A 19,369-nucleotide genomic window follows, 5' to 3' on the forward strand; every position below is an offset into this window, starting at 1 on the left:
ATGAAGATTTACGTCAACTTTGAGCTCCCCGAAGAGGCGCGTAGGCTCTTAGAGGGGTTTGAAGTGGTGGGCCCCGGCGGAGACTTGTCGGAGGTGGAGGCGGCATTGGTGACTAGGCTCACGCCGGAGGAGTTGGCTAAGATGCCCAGGCTCAGGTTTATACAAGTGGCGCTGGCTGGGCTAGATCACCTCCCGTGGGAGCACATTCCTCCCAACGTGGTGGTGGCGGGCAACGCGGGGAGTAATGCAGACGCCGTGGCGGAGTTCGCGCTGGGCATGTTGCTGGCGGCGTATAAGAAGATTGTTCAGTACAACGAGCGGATGAAGAGGGGGGAGTACGACCGGGTCTACGCCGTCCCCATGCTTAGGGGGAGGAAGGTAGCCGTCCTGGGGCTGGGGGAGATAGGGACACGCGTGGCTAAAATCCTCGCGGCGCTGGGGGCAGAGGTCTGGGGCTTCTCTAGGTCGAGGAGGGAGGGGCCGTGGCGCTTTACCACGAGCCTCGAGGAGGCGCTCCGGGGGGCCTCCGCCGCCGTGTGCGCCCTCCCCCTCAACAAGCACACCAGAGGGCTGATACGGTACGAGCACCTGGCCCTGATGGCAGAGGACGCCGTCTTTGTCAACGTAGGCCGCGCTGAGGTGGTAGACAGGGAGGGGGCCTTACGCATTTTGAAGGAGCGGCCGCGGTTTGTCTTCGCAAGCGACGTGTGGTGGGGGAGGAACAACTTTGCAAAAGACGCCGAGTTTTTCGCTCTCCCAAACGTGGTGGCCACCCCCTGGGTCGCCGGGGGTTACGGGAGTGAGGAGGTTTGGAGAGAGATGGCTGTGGAGGCGGTCAAAAACCTCTTGGCATGGGCCAGGGGCGAGACGCCGAAGAATATCGCAAAAAGGAGCGACTACGTTTAAATAGAGATACGAGTAGGGCAGTGTGAGCAGGCTGGTGATATTCGACCTTCTCCACGGCGAGGTTATCCGCCTGTTGGAGCGCTGGGGAGAGCGGAGGCTGGCTTCTGAGGTGGAGAGGGCTGGGGAAAGCCACGACGTCTACACTTTCTTAGACAGGGCTTTTTCTATGTACTACGCCGAATATGGCGGAGTTAACTGTAGGTGGCTTAGGGAGGAGCTACAGAGGGACTGGGACCGGGTGGTGGGCGTAGTCCTCCCGGCGTTGCTCCGCCAGTACCTATCCGCCCGCCGCCGCGGCGGGAAAGGGGGAGAGGAGGCAGTTGAAGAGCTTAGGGCGTCGACTTGGGCGTGATGCAGTCGGACGTTTCTGCGGCGATGTTGAAGAGAGTGGAGGAGCTCCAGCGCCTGGCCGAGAGCATAGCCGAGCACCACCCCTACTGGCCCACGTTGTACTTCACCCTGGAGCTGTTACGCCGGGTACTCGAGAAATGGCACAGCGACTTCACCCGGGAGGAGCTTGAGGAGCTTAAGTGGCTCGTGGAAAAGGTGGCCGACTCGGTGGCCAAGATACCGCCGAAGGATTAGTCAGATCCGACAGGGGTCACTTCACAGCTCCGTTGCGGCACACATCCTCACTAATACTATATTGCTCAGCCCTTTATATCTTTTCGCCACCCAGCGGCGCTCCCTCGGCTAGCCAAAGCCGTAGCAGAGGGGGCTCTGGACGTGGTCTGCGTTTACCCTACCACCGGCTCAATTTGACAAACCTTCTTCTCGCCTGTATGCCAAGTAACGGCTCTATCCCTCTCTCCGCGGGGTATCCACTTCTTTTGAAATTCGGCGAAGGGTACACACTCCACTTCTATACACGCGTCGCGGTCTACATACGCGACACATACTATGTGTCTGTCGGCGAAGCGGGAGGCCCAGTCTACCTTGCGGCGGCGAAGAACAGGGGCCGCCCCTGCGGCTAACTCACTCGCCCCTCACCTCCGCCCTCAAGCCGCCCCTCTCCACCACCACGTCGAATGGTCAAATCATGGTATTTGCTAGAGCTCTTTGTTCTGTTATGATCTTTATTTACATTTACGCTTTCACTAGGAAAGAATAGGTTAAGTATGTAGCCAGGTAGGACAAAAACAAAGCCGATATAAGTCAGAAAAAATAGTATAAAAATATGCCTATATTCATGAATAGTCTTGTCTTACATTTCTAGCTCTTTCCGTCCTAAATTGGACAAGTTTTATAAGTTCTCTATATAGATCCCTTATCTCGTTTTCACCAAATCCTAGAGATCCTAGCACAAATTTTTCCATCTCTAACCTTTCTAGTCTTTCTGCCTCATTCTCTATATCTTTAGGTCTAAGCCTAAGCATATTATTGACAGTATCAAGGAATTCACTAAACTTATTGTTTTCTCTAAGATGTTTTTCTAACCATATTGGATTGATTATCGGTATTCTTTCATAGTCGGTCGTCTTAATGTCGAGAACTCCCTCTCCCAAGCTAGTTTGTCCAATTAACTCCATACCAATATATGTTATGACAGAATTTACTACGGCGAATAGTACTTCAGGACTAACTCTTCCTCTGAATTCGTCTTTTATATAGCCTATGTAAAGTCTCTGATGGAACTGGGCATCGACAACTCTGTTTAGTAATACCCCATAATTTTTGTGTATGCCTTTCCTAAATATGAGTAGCCCACCTGAAGTATCAGTTAGTTTAGTCCAGTTATTATTGTTAACGATTTTATTATATAATGTTGAAAACTTTCTTCCATTACTAGTTACATATTTCTCTTTGACAAAATTTTCTGCCCATGCAAGGTACTCTCTCATTCCATAATCAGTAACATTATTTACGTCGTCGACCCAAATTACATAATCTTCTTTCTTTAGAGTAGGTAGGGACTCTATTTCATAGGTAGAATTTTCTATGTGTCTTGGCGTTATTAACCTTCTTAAGTATTTTTTACTAATGGTTAAAGTTGTCCTTGGTTGGATCGTTTTTCTTACTACAAGATCGGTCGGTGTTTCTTTTACATATTCCCAATACTTGATGGTAAATAAAATATATCATCTGCATTAGTAGTTAAGCCCCGTCGTATATCGATTATTTCGCCCAATAATATCAACCTATTATCATTATTATTTACAAAGTTCTCTACGAGATTTAAATAGAGTTTTGGTCCTCTTAGTATGCCCAGTCTGCCTATTTTTGTCTCTATCTTTTCTATAAAATCTTTCTTTACTGTAACTACTCTATGCTTTTCGTTTTCGCATATGTTCAATTCTTTATTCTTAGCAACCGTGCAATTATCAAATTCATAATATAGTTCCATTATTCTCTTGTAATACTGCATGTTTGCCATGAAATCGTTTGCAGGAGGGGGATCACCTATTAGTTCTCTAAGACTCTTCTTTAGAAAAACGAATCTCACGTCATAATTGCTCTGTGCTGTCATCTCAGCAATTATTATGTTGGTTATTACCGCTGCGTCTTCAAACCATCTTTCAACCAGAGACTCAATGACATATTCGACACTGAAGTTTTTAAAAAGCCACTTCTTTAAGGGGGCCCCATATTCGGCATTGAGCCAAGAATTCTCAACAATAAAGCCTAATCTACCATTTTTCCTTAGTAATTTACCTCCTCTAACCAGAAAGTACGCGTAGATTGATGCTCTCTCATCCCAGTTTTCAATATCTTTGACGTAATTTAATAAATTCTCTTTATATTGTTTATCATAAAATGCGAGAGCCATCTCTACTTGTTTAGTATAGGGGGGATTAGCCACAACGTACGCATAGTCTGAGCTGAGATTTATTTTAAAGAAATCATCGTGACATATTTTGGGTACATATTTGTATCCCTCTTTTATTTTTTCTAAGGCTTGTATGTAAAGATTTATCTTCGCAAGCATTGATGCTAATCTATCTATGTCAACTCCTTCTACGTATTCATATATAGGCATCTTCAATTTATCAAGCTCTGTACTATAGAAGATCTTCCAATAGTTTAGAGCTCTGACAAGGAAAGTACCAGAACCACATGCCGGGTCTAATAATTTATCGGGCTTGCCATATTTTTTAAATACGCCAGTAAGTATCAAATCTACGATTTTTGTATCTGTGTAATGTTGTCCTAGCAAGTGTCTACGTTCTTCATAAATGAGTCCTTCGAAGACTCTTCCTATAACGTCCACGCTTATATCGCTCCACTTTATCTGGTTGAGATACCTGACTATTTCCTTGAGCTTAGGAAGCGATGTGAGCATAAAGGGTAGTCTATCTACAGTATTTACGCCGAAAATCTCTTCAAAGTCGCCTGTTTTACTTATAGCATAATTAAATAGCTCGTTAGCTATATTTTTAAAATACTCCGGGTCTTGCGCATTCTCAATAGGCTTTATAGATTCTTGAAGTTTGGTTGCCATATCCGCATCAATACTTTGTAAAACTAGATAGAAGAGAAGTTTCATTGTAAAGGTATAAATTTGCTCCTTCAGAAGTAATTTGAGGAAATTGCGAAGCTCAGCGTCGTTTCTGGGCATTTTAAACCCTCTTTCGCTAAACCACCTATCAATAAGCTCCTTAACTTTAGCATTCCTCTTGTATTCGCTCTCAAGTTGTCCGACTCCATTAGAAGCACCCTCCTCAATAAGGCTCCTAAGAGTCTCAATAACCTCCTTGCTCAGATCGAGAGTCTTGCCGTCACAAAACTACTCTGGGGAAGAAACACCTCTGCTGTAAGAAGGCTAGCCGCCGCAACCTCCCTATTAAGACATTACAAGGTAATATACTTTGATACAGTGTTGTCTAGCTTTATAAAGGCAAATCTTCTAACTGAAGAGATCGGTGATGTAAAAAAACTATTTGAAATTATGGGCGAAAATGTAATAGCAATAATGGGGAGAGATCCACCTCGGGAGCCTAAAGAGGTAATGAACCTAATGGGGGAATTAGTTGCAAAAAGAGAATACGAGTTCCTAACAGCAGAAGAATACTTGCAAGATAATATAGACCTAAGCATTAGATGCATAAAGAATCTACATTGGGCGCTATGTCTTGGTGCTGTTTACCTATTAGAGAGACTTATAATAAAACATAGAGATAAAATTGGCGATATAGATATTAAAAGTTTAATAGAAGAATTAATCAAAAATCACGAATTAGTATATAGATTCCCTATCCATCTATTTTCACAAATTAAAAAATTCGAACCAAGGGAACCATCTAGTTATTGGCAAAAAGTTTCTAATAAATACAGTGAGATTTATAATAAGCTTGAAAACACATATCTTAATACTAATGCGGCAAAATTTATAAAAGTGATAGAGGCGAGATATGTGGACAACAAATATAATAGCTACGAAGACGTTTTAAAGAATACGTTTAGAGAAAGGGAAGATAAATACTATTATTATAGAGTCAATAAACCTACTGATACGTTTTATACGCAACTTTTGCAATTTATGATAGGCTTTAGAGAGCTTGACACTTTTGATATAGAAGGCAAATGGTTCGCTCAAGGCGTACAATGGGAGGATTCGTTAGCAGAAATTAGAAGATGTCTAGAGTATATCAAAGGTAGAAAGAAAGCCGGGAAAGGTAGAAAGAAAGACGAGATAACTGAAAGAATCAATACATTTATGATGCGTATCTTCCCAAAAGAAAAAGATAAAAAGGACTTAGTAGCGGAGTGTGGAGAGAAATGTGCAAAAGCTCTAAAATATATGAAAAATTTTATGGAACTCATAGTGAAACAGCCCTAGTTAATAGTAGATATCTCATGGGGGGAATTCTTTGATATTTAAAAGCGGTGGACAAGGAGAATGTTTAAAGTGAGTGTAGAGAGGCCAAGTTATAACTACTTTGGCAATCTATTAGTTTCACTGGGGGCAAGAATTGCCGGATTTTAAAAGCTCACGCGTATCCCTGTTTGCGTCATGTCGTATCAAAAGTAGTTTTATATTATGGTTATGTCACGGTGTAATATGAGTCTGCGTAGGCCAACTCTACGGGATGTAGTTGAGGTGTTGGAGTCTATAGCTCCGCCTAGTTTAGCTATGGAGGAGCACAGAAATAGGCTGGGCTTGGTGGTAGGTCCTCTCCACGGCCTTGAGGAAGTGGCCGTGGAGAGAATAGGCTTTTCTCTAAACCCCTCTATTAGGGCCATTAGGGCGGCTGTGGAGAGGGGGGCGCAACTCCTAGTGGTACACCACGAGTACTTCCTCTTTCCCAGGGCGGAGGACTCTGCGCCAGTTATATACAGCTATAGGGATAGAGTGCTTGAACTTCTGCGCAGGCACCGCCTCTACCTCTACGCCGCTCATACAAACTGGGATTTCGCCGAGGGAGGCAACTTTGACACACTAGCCCGCCTCCTGGGGCTTGAGGCTAGGCCGTTGCCTTTGAAGCTGGGAAACTTGGTGTTGAAAAAGGCGGTGTTAGCAGCAGAGCTTCCTCGTCCAATGAAGCTTAGGGAGCTGGCGCAGTACGTCAAAGAGAGGCTGGGCTTGAGGCACATAGCCTATGTCGACGGGGGTAGAGAGGAGGTGAGGAGAGTGGCCTTATCGACGGGGGGCGGCTTCTTTGTAGATTTCGTGGTGCAGTTGGCGGACTTGGGGTTCGACGTCTACATATCGGGAGAGCTGTCTGAGGAAGCCGCAGAGGTGGCTAAAGACCTCGGCATAGGCCTAATAGCGGCTACTCACTACCAAACTGAGTACATAGGCATGGTTGAACTACGTAGGCGGACAGAAGAGGAGCTAAGGCGGAGGGGTTTACAGGCAGAAACCTTTGTCATAGACACAGGCGTGCCCTTTGAAATCACGTAGTCTTCGTACGCGCCGTCTTGTCAAACTTCCAGTGAGGAACCACTAAGGCATTAGCTCGCTTTACGCTTCGTGTTCCTTTCCATAGTTCTACTGTTGATACTATAAATGCTACATTTAGCAATCTAATCTGCGGTATATGCAATTAAGGCTAAATAAATTATCAACTTTTTCTAAAATCTTAAATTTTACCGTCAAGTATAACGGGATGGCGTCTTAGTCCATTTCGATGAAGACATTTTCAGCGCTAATGGCAAGAATTTTCTAAAACTTTCGTCAACTATTGACCCAGAAACAAACACCTTCTTACACTTGCAACAGCGTTAATCCACATCTAATGAAACTGGAGACGGCCCCTTGCCCCTACCTCATTAGGCACAGAGAGACGGACTAGCCGCCACCACATCACAAATACTTTCACTCTACTCCCCCTTTAACAACATATACATTGGAAATTTAAAGTTTTAGAGAGCTCTCTCTATGTAACATCTTGTAAGCATTAAGAATTTTTAGAGGCTTGTTCGTTGTGGCGTGGGTGGGAGGGATGTTGACCCGTGCATCTTCCTCTCTGTCCATGTGGAGGACTGGGTGGGGGCCTTCGGCGAGGCGATTGTGAAAGTAGCAAAGTGCATGAACATGTCCCTAGAAGAGTTGGTGTCCTACGTCGCACATTCCCCTCCGCAGGCCACGACCGTCGCCTCCCTCTTGTGCAAGGCGGCCAACTTCGGCCGGGTCTGTCAATACGCTGTAACGGGCAGGCCAAGCGGCTACGCCAGACTGCAAGTGCCCTACGTCGATGTGGAACAGGATCCGCGGCTGTCGCGGAAGCTCGTGACGCTGTCCCCATGCGCCTTGGTGGACGCAGACTTGGCCGCCTCTAGGCGGTCTCTGCCGCCGTCCCGCTACCCTCCCAACAAGTGGAGGCTAGAGGCGCCGTTGATATACCGCCTCGGGGGGATAAAGGCTCTTAGGGTAAGGCCGTGGGAGACCCTCCGCCGACTCCTCTGGGAGAGGGAGCCTTGGCTTGTTGAGCTGTACCGCGAAAAGGGCGTCGTGTACATCGCGAACCAAAGGTGGTGTTTTGGGAGGTGCCGCCGCCAAGTCCATCTGGCCGAGTGGCTTGTTTGGCTAGACACGGGGAGACTGGTGGGCGTCCCTGTGGAAACACGGCGTGTGTCCACGGAATTTAATTCCGTGGTCACCCGCGGTGGGTGAAGGCGGGGCCATGGACGTGGCGGCGCTGAAGCTTGTCAAGCTGGCCGCCCTCGGCTGGGAGCTCCGTCTGTACCACGTGCCCCGGCGCTTCGACGAAAACGTGGCGAGGGCCCTTGTCAGGCCTGCGGCGGAGGTCAAGGCGGCTTGCGCCTCTCGCCACCTCCTCCTCTTCTACCTAGTGGAAGTGGGGAAGTACGCCTTTGCCTACGCCCTTGCGGACCCAACGCTATTCCCCGGAAAGCAGGCTGGCCGCCTCAAGGCCGTTGACCCAGCCATATGCCCCACTGCCACTGTCGTAAAGAGGGGGGTGGAGGGACTGGCCTCCCTCTACGAGGCCGCGGTGCGCTTCGAGGGAGCGCCGCCAGCGGCGCTGAGCGTGACGCCACTCCTCATGTTCCCCACACTGTGCCAAAGGCCAACGCCGGCCCTAGAGCCGTTGTGCAAAAGAGCACAGGCGATAAGGGAGGTCATAAAGCGGCCAATTGCCCTAGAGCCGCTGGGCGGCAAGCCGCAGAACGGCGCGGCCGACGCCAGCCGCCTTGAAACAAACGATGTACAGAAGAGCGGCGCTGGCAGACAGAGGGGTAGCTCTGGTGTCGCAGAATTGGCCAGCGGCTCTGTTACCGCAGAGTCAGCAGGCGCCGCCGCTGACGGCGGCTCAGCCTCTAACGCCGTGTCTGCTGAACTGTGCGGTTGCCGCGTTGACGCTAGATGTCTGGCTTGGCTTTGCCGCGCCGTGTGTGGCTGTGGGGGAGTTTGAGGTTTTGGATAGGCTCTGCTCATCCGGCCCAATTGCGCTGGCGAGGCTCTGCGCGGCCTTCGCCCTCTTGAAGGCCCTTGAGGGGGCGAGGGGAGGCTACGTGGTGGTTAGGGCCTCCCTAGCCAGGGGGGTCGTGGAGGAGTGGCGCGGAGGCGCCTTTAGGACCGCCGTAGAGGAGGCCCTACCCCACGTGGTGAAGAGGGTTAGGGCGAGGCTGGGCAGAGGGCCGGTCAGAGTGGTAGAGGCCAAGATTGCCCTAGCCCAACTCGTCGAAGAGGAACTGCTGAGGGTAGCGAGAAGGATGGGCCTTTGGGTTTAACTTCTCTCACACACAAGGAGGGCGTGATAGTCCAAGTCTGGCATTCAAAAGGAGGCACCGGCAAAACAACTGTAGCCACTTCGCTGGCCATAGCGCTGTCAAAGTCTTGGGGCCGCACACTCTACGTGGAGGTGGGCCCGGTGCCCGTGGGCGTGAAAATACTGGGCGTTGAGGCGGACGGCAAGGTGCACGAGGGCCGCGGCGATGTCCTTGCTGTGTACTTGGAGGACGACTCTCAACTTCCTCAGCTGTTGGAGAAAGTGGGCAACGACGTCATGGCCGTTGTCGTTGACTACCCGCCTTGCATTAAGCCGGGGGAGGGCGGCCTGCTTGTGCCAGTTGCGGACTGGCTCTCCGCCTCGACGCTTGAGAAGACGAAGGCGAAGGTCGCGGTGTTGAACAAAGATAGGGGCTTTGAGTTCAAGCTGACAACGGCGTCTGAGGTGGTCAAGCTACCCTTCTCCTACGCCGTGGAGAGGGCTGTGGCGGAGTACGTCCCGCCGGTGCTTGTGAGGCCCGCCTCGCCTGAGCACAAGCAGTTTGTCGAGGGGATACGCCGCCTCGCAGACAGAGTCATCGAGCTGGCCGGCCTCAAGAGGGGGCCATGAGACGTCTCATCGACGCGTCGGCGGCCGTGCTCTCGGCCGTCCTATCGCCTCTGCTGAAGAGGCGGGGGAGGGAGCCGCTGATTTACCGCCTTCTTCGCGAAGAGGAGAGGAGGTTCAAGAGGGAGTGGCGTAGGCCGCTCCGCATTACGGAGAAGTTCAAGCCCGGCTGGCGCGACCAAGAGGCCTGGCGCCTGGCGAAAATGTGCAAAAACGCCGACTCCTGCTACCCGAGGATACGCTACCTGCTGTATAAACACGGCCGCGCCGTTGTGGAGTGGCTCAACTCGCTGTCCCACAGACGCGTCGACATAGACGCCGCTGTGAGGGTGGCTGTGAAGTACAGCCTCAAGTCGAGGCAGGTGGAAGACTGCGTAAAGCTTGGCCTCTGCGAGGTATGATCTCCTGGCTTCGCAACTACTACAAGTCTGTCCCCGCCATCCTCTTCATAGTGCTACTCGCAGGCGTAGCCTTCCCACCGCTCTTCTTGGCGGTCGCCGTCGGCATACTACTCGTCGGCGAATACCTCTTCCTCAGACTGTCCAGAGAGCCTCTTGAGCCAGAGAAAGAGGAGCGCAAGCTGGGCGACGTCGCCGCCTCATACGACCCGCGTCGCCGTTGTTATCACTTCTTCTGGCGAGTAGAGCCCCTCTACACTGCCCTGGGAAGGGAGGCGCTGCCATTGGTACACCACATGTTGAACGCCGCGTCGCTTAGGGAAAACGAGGCACTCGCCTACATCCACTCGTACTCCAAGTACCTACGGTTCACAGTCTGCAAAACCGACGAAGACACGGCGCTGAGGAGGGCACTGGAGGTGGAGGAGGGCCTCAAGACCCTCTTCGTCATGAAGAGGGTAGAGGAGCCGCCCCTCTGCTCTATCAAGAAGCCTCCCCGCGCCCCGCTTTACATCGCCGCCGTAGTCCTCGCCGTGGTTGCCCTAGCCTCCACAGCAAGCCCCTACATCGCCCCTCTGCCCCGCTGGGCCGCCCCGCTCTTCGCCTTGCCCACCGCCCTCGCCCTCTGGGCTAAGTGGAGGTGGTTCGAGAGGGCGTACTGCGTCTCTCCCCTGCCCCTAGAGGCCATGTCCTATAGGTTTGACGACCTTGACCAGAGGGCGGAGGCCCTCGACGGAAACGCTGTGCAGGAGGCGTCTTCCCTCAGCCGCGCGATGGGGCACTGGGCCGTCGTCTTTAAGAAGATGCCCGAGGCCGTCGCCTACCAAAAATACGGGAGGAAGCTGGTGTCGATTAGGGAGGACGAGAAGACTACGCGGGAGGTGCAGAAGTACTTGGCCATGCGGGAGAGGATTCAGAGGGGGGAGTCCTACATCTACGTCAAAGTGTTCGGCGAAGCCGACTACCACGGCACCACCACCCACTTGCGGAAAGACCCCATCTCCACCGCCGTGTTTTGGCAGCTAGACCTCTGGCACGACGCACTTTCGGGCGGCCTAACCCGCTTCCCCATCTTCTACGGCGGCGCCCACCTGGAGAGCGGAAAGAGGTACGTGACGCTGGGCGAGGAGCACGTGACGAGGAGAGAGGTGACAATAGACGTGGACTCCCTCCCCGCGCCGCACTTGTTGATATTCGGCGGGTCTGGAATGGGGAAATCGAAGACAATGGCCTGGCTGTTGAGGCAGTTCCGGGACAAAGGAGTTAGAATCGCAATTATCGACCCCCACGGGGACTACCGCTGTACTGCTGAGGAGTTCGGCCTTGTGGACCTTCCCAAGAACGCCCTGCCTCCCCTCGACGAGGCGTCCTACGCCAAAATCGCCGCTGAGTTCGGCATGTCCGCCGGCGAGGCGTTGGAGAAGCTTGGCTTCAAGGTGCTGAGAGAGGTGCCGGAGCAGTACAGAATATCGCTCTTGGGCCTAGACCCGCTACGCCAATCTTTCTTGGTGACGGCGTGGTTGTTGTACGAGTTGAACAGGGTGAAGGACGAGCACAGGGAGAGGCTTGAGCGGGTCGTTGTGGTGGATGAAGCATACCTCGCCAGGGGGCCCGTCCTTGAGATGCTGGAGTTTATGGCCCGGGGCGCTAGAAAGTTCGGAATGGCCGTCTTCCTCATCACCCAGATGCCCGGCGACATACCCGAGGCGCTTAGGAACATGGCCTCCCTAATGCTGGTATTCGGCGGCAATTGGACGTATTTGAACCACGTCCGCGAAGTCCTTCGCCTAACGGCAGACGACATGTCCTGGCTTATGACTGGGAGGGCGCCGAGGGAGACCGGCGGCATGGTAAGAGTGCTGGCGGTACTCGCGCCTGGCTCAATCAAGAAGAAGCTGGAGATACAGCTCCCGTCAGACGTCTTCGAATGCGCATGAACGGCGAAGAGGTGAAGAGGGAGGCCGTGAGGAGCTACACGGGCCTACCCACCTACGACGTGATGAGAGAGGACTGGCGGCGTGAGGCGTACACGCCGCTTTTGTCCGCCGTCGGAAACTCGCCCGATAATCCACAAGGCGCGCCAGAGTTGTCACCACAATCGCCGCCTCTGTCGGTTTCTGTCAATCCGTCCAATAGCCCACAAAGCGTCTCAGCCACGCCAGAGCCGTCCCCACAGCCGCCACCCGCACCTCTGCCGCCATCGCCGCATCCCACGCCGCTTTCGCCCTCCATCGAGGAGCTTAGCGGCGTGGTGGTGAGGACTGGTGTCCTCTTCCGCCGCTACTACCTCAAGCTGAAAGACGCAGAGGCTAGGCCGGGCGATGTCCTCGTCGTAGTGGGCCGGGACTGGTACGTCCTTAGGCCTGCGCCAAAGGCCGATGTGTGGGTCGGAGACGGGGTGATAAGGCTGAGGGGGGAGGCAGTGCGCTTCTCCCTCAACGCCATACCGCAAAAGCTCTTGCTAGACTACGCGGCGCAGGTGGCGTGGGGCAAGACGGCCCTCGTTGCGGTGAGAGTGCCCCGCGCCAGGCTGAAGTGGCCCAGGCGCTACGACCCAGAAGTATCACCGTTTGCCAGAGACCTCGCAGAGATAGCACAGTCGCCGGCCCTCGTTGCCCTTGTGCGCCTTTCGGACAAGGGAGCCAAGAGGACTGCCCTTTCTTGGCTCTCCAAGGGCGCTTATGCCTACTGCCATGCCGTGAATCAACTGTTGCAGTCAATCGGCGTGGGGGTTAGGCTGATATGCTAGAGCTCGTGGTGGGCGGCCTAATCGAGCGTAATGCGGATTACGTCTACACCTTCTGCCCCACCGAGCGCTACACGGGCATCGGAGTGTCTCTCGAGCCAGAGGCGTCCATGCTCATATACGCCCTCACGGCGAGGTACAACCAGCCCATCCACATCACTCACACTAGGCAGTTGAAGGACTGTACGTCCCCCATCTGTCTTTTGTTTCAATACGCCGACCTTGAAGACCTCAAGGTGGAGAGGGGAGAGGCGACGTACGTGGCGCCGGTGGTAGACCCAGCCTCCCTCGTCGTGGCCATTGCCCTTGCCTACGCCCTTGAGCGCAGGCTGAGGGGCGGCTGGCTTGTGGAGGTGTACAGCGACGCCTGGCCACAGCACGTCGACGTTTTGCTATACCTCAAGGCCTTGAGGGGCGTGGTTAGGATTTACACCACCACCCTCTCCGAGCGGGCAATGGCCGCAGACCGCGTCGTGGTAAACCACGCCTTCAAGGCAGAGGCACTGGGCCTCAAGGAGTATAGGGGCTACCCGTGGTGCACCCCGCCCACCGCCCCGCCGCCAGGCGTAGAGGAAGAGGTAGAGGAGCTGGTGCGCACGGCTGTGGAAAGCGGCGGCTTTATCTCTCTAAAATATGCATTAGAGCAGTTCGGCCAGAGGGCCGTGGCGAGGGCCATAGCCCTCGGCCTTTTGCGTTATGATCCAACGACGATGTCCCTCAAAGTCACAGAGGCCGCCCTAGGCCGTGGTTGAGGTAAAGAGGAAGGGCATCGCGGCGAAGCTAAGGCCGGCCACGCTGGAGGGAGTCCAATGCCTATACGTGGACGTGAACTCGGTGGCGGCGGCGCTCAGCGACCCGGAGGAGCTCTTCCGCTCAATGGCCAGCTTTCCTGGCCGCGCAGTCCTCGTCATAGACGCTTGACACGAATCGCATTTGCCCTTGGCTAGACGCTACTTAGAACTGTGCAGGAAGTGGATGGTGGAGCGCATCTTGTCGGAGTTCAAACCCGCCGAGGCCCTCGCCGCAGAGCTGGCATGCCGAGACGGTTGTGCCGTCCTCAGCAGAGACGTGGGTGTGGTTAAGGCGGTGGGCAACTGCGGCGTGCCAGTGTTTTTGTTTCTGCGGGGCCGCCTTTGGCTTGTGGAGGCGGCCACGGCGCACTCCGCCGCGTCCAGCGAAAGCTTTAAGGCAATTGCGTGATGCGCGACGCGTCTGTCGTCTTCATCTTCGCGGGCTGTCCTCCAGAGGAGCTTCTCGAGCTAAGGCGCTTTGGCTATCTGCTGGTCTCAACGGCGGATTGCCAAGGCGTAGAAAAGGCGGTCGACGTCAAGGCCTACGTCCGGGGCAAATTCGCAGTGGTGGTAGGAGACGCCGAGCTGGCCAAGAGGCTGGACGTGGGGTGCATGGCGTGGGAAGAGGCGTTGGACTTCTTAAGGTGTGCTCGACGTAGAGGAGAGGGTTAGGGCCGATGCCGCGTAGTAGGGCCCCATGCGCTGGCCGCCTTGGCCAGCAACCGCCTCTCCAGCCTTGCCGCGTATGGGCCTTAGCCGCCAGCCAAGACAGCTTAACGCGACTTGCCGCCACACGGCAATGCCATCGGCAGTGGACTATAATGAGTTCGACAGACGGCAAGCGAAAAAAAATAGGGGCAGGTTCTCTACGCCATGTATAAACTGGAGTGGGATATGAGGGCTAGGTGGCTCTTCGCGGCGGCTTTGGCTGTGGCTGGGCTTTGGGCTGGGTGGACTGTCTACACTTGGCCTCACGTGGTGCAGTTCGTGCCCTCGTTCGCCGTGGCCTACAGCAGAGGGCTGGGCCAAGAGGTGGTGGTACAAGTGGTGAACCAGTCGGGCCACCCGGTGGACTTCTGCGCCTCGCTGATAGGCTGGTTTCCCAACGGCACCCTCGCAAAGCTAGACGACGTGTGCGGCAGAGGAGAGGCAAAGGCAAACGTGGAGCGGTTTAGGAAGTACGCAGAGGCTTGGAAAAACTCGCCGGGGGAGGTGGGGGTAATAGTACTGCTGACATACGTCAACGGCACAACCCCAGACGGGAACTACACACTGGCACGCACGGCGAAGAGCTTCACAATACAGCCGGGCCGAGTGCTGAGGGGAGAGAGCGTGAGAGCCACGATAAAAGTCAAGGGAAAGCCCCCCACCCAGCCGCCCAAGGGCAGACAAGCCGCCGCTCTGGCACTGCAGAGTCCGGGGCAAATGGCCCTACAGAGCTGGCCACCGGGCATGATGGCCCAGTGTATAACGGGGAGTGTAGTAGTCTGCTACTACTGGATATTGGACACAGTCTACGTGAATCAGACCAACACAGAGATACCGCTGGTGGCGGCTAGAGTGTCCACTGGGTGGGAGGCCTCACTGATAAATGATGTATACGTCAACTATGTCCTAGCCGCCTCTAGTAGCAACTACGTCTACTTTTCAGGCGGAGCGGCGATCACGTATGTCGTCAACGGCGTAAGCATGCCCCAAGGCTACTCCGCTGACATATACACACTTGCTATCAGTGACAGCTCCTTCAAGTTGAGTAAAGGACTAACGATGATTCCCTATCAGCAAGGCCCCGGTATCGTCGTTGTTGGCTTTAAGGGCGACTACGCCGTTGCGCGTTATAGTGAGGTTCAATGTATCGTATCTATTGGGGCTTCCTGTGCTCCAACCAACTACTACGCCATCTTGTACATGGTAAGGCCTAACGTTACTAATCCTACGTCCTACGGCGAGGTGTTGTCTCTGAGCAGCTATGTGGGCGACATGTTCAACTTGGTATCTAAGTACTGGAACAACCACACAGAATACGGCGGATCTGACGTAAGCGTAAATTCCATTACCACGGTCTCTGAGAATAACGGCATAAATATTTTGGCATTGGGAATACCGCTTATAAAAGAGCCACAAGATACAATAGTAGTGAATACCGCGTTAAATTTAGCCGTTGGCGTAGGCGCCAGTACACAAATTACCGCATTAGGAACAGCTTCCGCTGCGCTAAACACAAACAATCCGAAGTACTTCATATACGCCGTGTACTACCTGCCCCCCGTGAAGTTTGAATACCAAGGCGGCTATTACCCGCTCCCCTCGCTGTTTGTAGACTTCAGAGTGGGTGTTTCAACGCTTGACAGAGACGCAGAGGGCACGACGTAGGAATTTGAAAAACACCTACTTTCCCCCTCCTTTTTTCGTCGGCTTTGTCCCATACACGTCGCGTAGCCTACCTAGGCTGAGCGACACTTGTGGTGCAGAGCAGTAAAGCGGCGGTTATTGAGGAGCAAAGACTTTTTCCAGCGTAAGAAATCTCCTACGTGGGCAAGAGGAGGGAGGGGGACCCCCTGGAGGGCCTGGAGGGAGTGGGGCCAAAGACGCTGGAGCGGCTTAGGGAGCTGGGGGTGACGTCTGTGGAGCATCTGGCGGAGTTCACTGTGGAGGAGCTTGTGGAGGCTGGCGTGGAGTACGACCGCGCCGTCAAGATCCTCCAGCAGGCAATACAGCGCGTCGGCACGACGCGTCCCATGACCGCGAGAGAGCTTAGGACGCAACAGCGCAGGGCCTTCAAAACCGGCGTCTCGGAGTTCGACGAGAAGACTCCCTGGCGCGGCATACGCGAGGCCTTTATCTACGAATTCGCGGGGGAGTTCGGCGCGGGGAAGTCCATGCTGGCTCACCAGCTCTCTGTTGCGGCCCTCGCCCAAGGCTTCACCACGCGTGTGGTGTACATCGACACGGAGGGGACATTCAACGACGGCCTCGTCGAGGCTGTAGCGAAGAGGTTCAACTTCGACGCCGACAAGGCGTTAGAGGCAATCGTCGTCTATCAGCCCGCCAACGTTGTCCAGCTTGAACAGATTGTGAAGTTCGACCTGCCAAGACACATCGCCGAGGGTTGCCGCCTCGCCGTAATCGACACCATTACTGCGCTGTACCGCGCCGAATTCGTTGGGAGGGAGATGCTGGCCGCCAGACAGCAACGCATCCACTACCTCGTGGACTGGCTGAGGAGGCATGCCAGGACTTTTGGGCTAACGTCGGTGCTCACTAACCAGGTCATGGACGTGCCAGAGGCCTTTTCCGTGGGCAAGAGGCCCGCCGGCGGCAACGTGTTGGCACACGCGGTAAACGCCAGGTTCATGATGTCCCGGCCCAACAAGGCAAAGGCGGAGGGCTACATGTGGCCGCTGGACGTGCCGGGGATGCCCCCCGACGTGAGGATTGACTACCGCATCACAGATGCGGGGCTGGAGTAGCCCTTTACCTTTTCTATGTCAAACCGCCGCCGGCGCCGTCAAAAGCGGAGAGCCAATTGTCCTTCTCGGCGGCTATCCAGCGCTTGGCAAAGTTGAACCCGCCGCCTCAGCCTATACAGCCTTGATAAGCACACTTTACCAAGTTTTCTTTGTTTCTACAAATGTCCATGAGACCTGAGTACTTCTTCCACCTTGTCGTTGCGGCTGAGGGTAATGCCCTTGTCACCGGCCTCCCCGGCTCTGGGAAGACGACGCTTGTGAAGAGGGCTCTCTCAAACGTTCCCAGGGATTTTGCCGTGGTTGTGCTGGATACGGCCGGCGAGTTTCGCAGGTGTGACTACGCCGGCCCGTTCTCGGTCAACCCGCTTGAGCTACCGCCTCTCCAGCTGGTGGAGGTCTTGGAAGAGTCTCTGCGCGCCACATATGGGGAGTACGCCTACGTGTGGACGCCGGCCATGTCCGAGGTGTTGCTAATGGCCGCCCAGAGGGCGCGCACTCTGGCGGAGGTATACGAGAGGGTGTTAGAGGCCGCGCCGCCCCACATGGTGGACACCGCCCTCGCAGTTAGGAGGAGGCTCCTCCACTTCGCGAGGCAATTTGAAGCCACAGACGTCCCAGTGGAGGCTGGCAAGTCCACTTGCGTGGACATATCGGCGTTGGACAGAGTGGCCCGTGTCGCATACGTCCTAACGCTGTTGGAGCTACACCGCAAGGCGCACAACGTCATCTACGTCGTCGACGAGGCGCACCGATTCTTCACCACGTACTACCCACTCCTCGTGGACCACTTGAGGACGGGGAGGCACAGCGGCCGGTTCTTCGTCCTGCTAAGCCACTCGCCGAGGGAGTTCGCTAGGCACATGGGCTACGTCAAGGTGTGGGTGAGATTCCCCGAATTCGACATGGACCAACGGCAAGGCGTCCACTGGCACCCCTCAGTGGCGTATGTGACGGTGTACGCCGCGTCCAAGAGGTCCGCGGCGGCTCTTGCCGCATTGGGCGTGCCTCTCAGAGGCGCCAAGGCGGAGTTCGCCATGGAGGTAACGCCGTGAGTCGGGCCAATAGGCGCGCCGACCCCCTCCGCATAGCCCTTGAGAGGCTTAGGCGGGACTTCCCCGGGAAAAGCCGCTCTTGGATCAAAAGGGCTTTGTTGAGACTGCCGTATGTGCGTGAAGTAAGAGATGGCCTCTACGTCGTGGAGGGCGTGAGGGAGCTGGGGGATTGGAAGCCCCTCTACCAAGTGTGGTGGAGCGGGCGGGAGGGGCGTTGGGAGTGCACGTGTTATTATTCGACGTGGGGGTGGAGGAGGCGGAGGGGCATATGCACACACGTGGCCTCTGTCCTCCTCTATCGCCGCTTCAAGAGGGCGGTGGAGGCAGTTGAGAACCGCCCCGTCTACTTCGCATCAGCTGAGGTGGAGTGTGTAAACGTGAAGGTGAGGGGGTCGCTGGAGCACCGCATCACCCCCCTCGAGAAGGCTGGGTCGCTCCTCGACTTCGCCAGGGGGAGGCGGTATGTAGTTTACATAATCGCCGAGGGGCCGTCTGCCGAGCTGTTGTGCGACGGGTCGCCGGTGGAGCTGGCGTGGGAGAGGCTCAGCCTAAAAGTGGCCAAGGCCCTCCTAGAGGGCTGAGGCGCCCCTAGAAGACGGTCGGCGCCTTTTCCCGCAGTCCTCACATAGGCTTTCTCCAGACGCCTTTCTCCCTCGACGTCTTTTCCCACGGCCCTTGCGCCGTCTCTCTTCGACGTATTCTCCCGCAGTTTTTACGCCGTGTTTACGTAGCGTGTGTCCACTATTGTTCTTCTGAGGCTTTCAGGGGCGTTGGGTTTTTCCCCTTCGGCGTAGGCCACTCCCATGCCCAAACCCGCGTTTGCGGCAGTGGCGCTGGCCGCGCTTGTGCTGGCACAGCTCGCAGTGGCGCAGGCCACAACTACGCCTGCCAGCGGCGGCGGTGGCGGCGGCGTTACCAGCGTGGAGTTTTGGCAGAACATCGCCTCTGGCGTGGGGAAGTGGCTTAGGGCAATATTCGCCATCGCCTTCTGGTCTTCTCTCATCTTGTTGACCTTCTACGCCATTATGACCCAAGTGGCGCCCTCCAAGGTCTTCCGGCTGGGCGCATTGGTGGACCTCATCGAGAGCGTGAAGACTGTGTTGTTAGGCATCTTCGTCTTCACAGCCTCCGTCACCGGCATTATCGCAGGCGTGGCGGCCATAGCCAACGCCTTCGGCGCCTCCTTCGGAGTATCGCCAATCGACGTAGTAAACGCCCTCATATTCCAGCCAATAGTAGACATGGTAAAAGTGGTAACTGGGTAGGGC

At 54.5% G+C, this 19,369-nt stretch carries 23 protein-coding genes; 21 read left to right on the plus strand and 2 right to left on the minus strand.

The window, feature by feature from the left end; translation table 11 throughout:
* From PCAL_RS03980 to PCAL_RS03990, 3 genes are read left to right on the plus strand one after another with little or no spacing between them, the layout of a single operon-like run.
* Positions 1 to 906 (plus strand): 2-hydroxyacid dehydrogenase, encoded by a 906-nt coding sequence (locus PCAL_RS03980; protein WP_011849428.1) that lies wholly within the window; start codon positions 1 to 3, stop codon positions 904 to 906.
* Between the two features lie 22 nt (positions 907 to 928).
* Positions 929 to 1,258: a hypothetical protein gene (locus PCAL_RS03985; protein ID WP_011849429.1), complete on the plus strand. Its 330-nt coding sequence runs from the start codon at positions 929 to 931 to the stop codon at positions 1,256 to 1,258.
* Entirely contained in the window at positions 1,258 to 1,491 is a 234-nt protein-coding gene (locus PCAL_RS03990; protein WP_011849430.1) for a hypothetical protein, read from the plus strand. Before PCAL_RS03985 ends, PCAL_RS03990 begins: the two co-directional genes overlap by 1 nt.
* A 602-nt stretch (positions 1,492 to 2,093) precedes the next feature.
* Here the strand turns inward: PCAL_RS03990 and PCAL_RS03995 are convergent.
* Positions 2,094 to 2,747 carry a hypothetical protein gene (locus tag PCAL_RS03995; RefSeq protein ID WP_011849431.1) on the minus strand — a complete coding sequence of 218 codons (654 nt, stop codon included), beginning with the start codon at positions 2,745 to 2,747 and terminating at the stop codon, positions 2,094 to 2,096.
* Positions 2,748 to 2,947: 200 nt separating this feature from the next.
* Positions 2,948 to 4,390 (minus strand): HsdM family class I SAM-dependent methyltransferase, encoded by a 1,443-nt coding sequence (locus tag PCAL_RS04000; protein ID WP_193322888.1) that lies wholly within the window; start codon positions 4,388 to 4,390, stop codon positions 2,948 to 2,950.
* Positions 4,391 to 4,720: 330 nt separating this feature from the next.
* Here PCAL_RS04000 and PCAL_RS04005 point away from each other — a divergent pair, with 330 nt between their 5' ends.
* The 18 genes from PCAL_RS04005 (at position 4,721) to PCAL_RS04085 (ending at position 19,366) form a co-directional block, all read left to right on the plus strand.
* A complete protein-coding gene (locus PCAL_RS04005; RefSeq protein WP_193322889.1) occupies positions 4,721 to 5,683 on the plus strand; it encodes a hypothetical protein in 963 nt (320 codons plus the stop codon).
* Positions 5,684 to 5,905: 222 nt separating this feature from the next.
* Positions 5,906 to 6,748 (plus strand): Nif3-like dinuclear metal center hexameric protein, encoded by an 843-nt coding sequence (locus tag PCAL_RS04010; protein ID WP_011849434.1) that lies wholly within the window; start codon positions 5,906 to 5,908, stop codon positions 6,746 to 6,748.
* A gap of 528 nt (positions 6,749 to 7,276) precedes the next feature.
* Positions 7,277 to 7,960, plus strand: a complete 684-nt coding sequence (locus tag PCAL_RS04015; RefSeq protein WP_011849435.1) for a hypothetical protein — start codon at positions 7,277 to 7,279, stop codon at positions 7,958 to 7,960.
* 10 nt (positions 7,961 to 7,970) lie between these two features.
* A complete protein-coding gene (locus PCAL_RS04020; RefSeq protein ID WP_011849436.1) occupies positions 7,971 to 8,720 on the plus strand; it encodes a hypothetical protein in 750 nt (249 codons plus the stop codon).
* A complete protein-coding gene (locus PCAL_RS04025) occupies positions 8,707 to 9,039 on the plus strand; it encodes a hypothetical protein (protein WP_193322890.1) in 333 nt (110 codons plus the stop codon). The genes PCAL_RS04020 and PCAL_RS04025 overlap by 14 nt, the downstream gene beginning before the upstream one ends.
* Positions 9,040 to 9,062: 23 nt before the next feature.
* Positions 9,063 to 9,647 carry a nucleotide-binding protein gene (locus PCAL_RS04030; RefSeq protein ID WP_011849438.1) on the plus strand — a complete coding sequence of 195 codons (585 nt, stop codon included), beginning with the start codon at positions 9,063 to 9,065 and terminating at the stop codon, positions 9,645 to 9,647.
* Positions 9,644 to 10,045 carry a hypothetical protein gene (locus tag PCAL_RS04035; protein WP_011849439.1) on the plus strand — a complete coding sequence of 134 codons (402 nt, stop codon included), beginning with the start codon at positions 9,644 to 9,646 and terminating at the stop codon, positions 10,043 to 10,045. Before PCAL_RS04030 ends, PCAL_RS04035 begins: the two co-directional genes overlap by 4 nt.
* Entirely contained in the window at positions 10,042 to 11,979 is a 1,938-nt protein-coding gene (locus PCAL_RS04040) for an ATP-binding protein (protein ID WP_011849440.1), read from the plus strand. The genes PCAL_RS04035 and PCAL_RS04040 overlap by 4 nt, the downstream gene beginning before the upstream one ends.
* Positions 11,976 to 12,791: a hypothetical protein gene (locus PCAL_RS04045; RefSeq protein WP_193322892.1), complete on the plus strand. Its 816-nt coding sequence runs from the start codon at positions 11,976 to 11,978 to the stop codon at positions 12,789 to 12,791. Before PCAL_RS04040 ends, PCAL_RS04045 begins: the two co-directional genes overlap by 4 nt.
* Positions 12,785 to 13,540, plus strand: coding sequence for a hypothetical protein (locus tag PCAL_RS04050; RefSeq protein ID WP_011849442.1), 756 nt, complete (start codon positions 12,785 to 12,787; stop codon positions 13,538 to 13,540). Before PCAL_RS04045 ends, PCAL_RS04050 begins: the two co-directional genes overlap by 7 nt.
* Positions 13,533 to 13,709, plus strand: a complete 177-nt coding sequence (locus tag PCAL_RS11565) for a hypothetical protein (RefSeq protein ID WP_226951995.1) — start codon at positions 13,533 to 13,535, stop codon at positions 13,707 to 13,709. The genes PCAL_RS04050 and PCAL_RS11565 overlap by 8 nt, the downstream gene beginning before the upstream one ends.
* 12 nt (positions 13,710 to 13,721) lie before the next feature.
* Positions 13,722 to 13,988 carry a hypothetical protein gene (locus PCAL_RS11570; protein WP_011849443.1) on the plus strand — a complete coding sequence of 89 codons (267 nt, stop codon included), beginning with the start codon at positions 13,722 to 13,724 and terminating at the stop codon, positions 13,986 to 13,988.
* On the plus strand, positions 13,988 to 14,251 hold the full coding sequence (locus PCAL_RS04060) for a hypothetical protein (RefSeq protein WP_011849444.1): 264 nt from the start codon (positions 13,988 to 13,990) through the stop codon (positions 14,249 to 14,251). Before PCAL_RS11570 ends, PCAL_RS04060 begins: the two co-directional genes overlap by 1 nt.
* Before the next feature lie 201 nt (positions 14,252 to 14,452).
* Positions 14,453 to 15,952 (plus strand): hypothetical protein, encoded by a 1,500-nt coding sequence (locus PCAL_RS04065; protein ID WP_011849445.1) that lies wholly within the window; start codon positions 14,453 to 14,455, stop codon positions 15,950 to 15,952.
* A 158-nt stretch (positions 15,953 to 16,110) separates the two neighbouring features.
* Positions 16,111 to 17,049: an ATPase domain-containing protein gene (locus PCAL_RS04070; protein ID WP_011849446.1), complete on the plus strand. Its 939-nt coding sequence runs from the start codon at positions 16,111 to 16,113 to the stop codon at positions 17,047 to 17,049.
* A 167-nt stretch (positions 17,050 to 17,216) separates the two neighbouring features.
* The gene (locus PCAL_RS04075) at positions 17,217 to 18,101 is read left to right on the plus strand and encodes an AAA family ATPase (RefSeq protein ID WP_193322893.1); all 885 of its coding nucleotides are present in this window, start codon (positions 17,217 to 17,219) and stop codon (positions 18,099 to 18,101) included.
* Positions 18,098 to 18,682 (plus strand): hypothetical protein, encoded by a 585-nt coding sequence (locus PCAL_RS04080; protein ID WP_011849448.1) that lies wholly within the window; start codon positions 18,098 to 18,100, stop codon positions 18,680 to 18,682. The genes PCAL_RS04075 and PCAL_RS04080 overlap by 4 nt, the downstream gene beginning before the upstream one ends.
* A gap of 222 nt (positions 18,683 to 18,904) precedes the next feature.
* Positions 18,905 to 19,366, plus strand: coding sequence for a hypothetical protein (locus PCAL_RS04085; RefSeq protein WP_011849449.1), 462 nt, complete (start codon positions 18,905 to 18,907; stop codon positions 19,364 to 19,366).
* Positions 19,367 to 19,369 lie beyond the last annotated feature (3 nt).

The sequence above is a fragment of the Pyrobaculum calidifontis JCM 11548 genome, from assembly GCF_000015805.1.
Lineage (GTDB): Archaea > Thermoproteota > Thermoprotei > Thermoproteales > Thermoproteaceae > Pyrobaculum > Pyrobaculum calidifontis.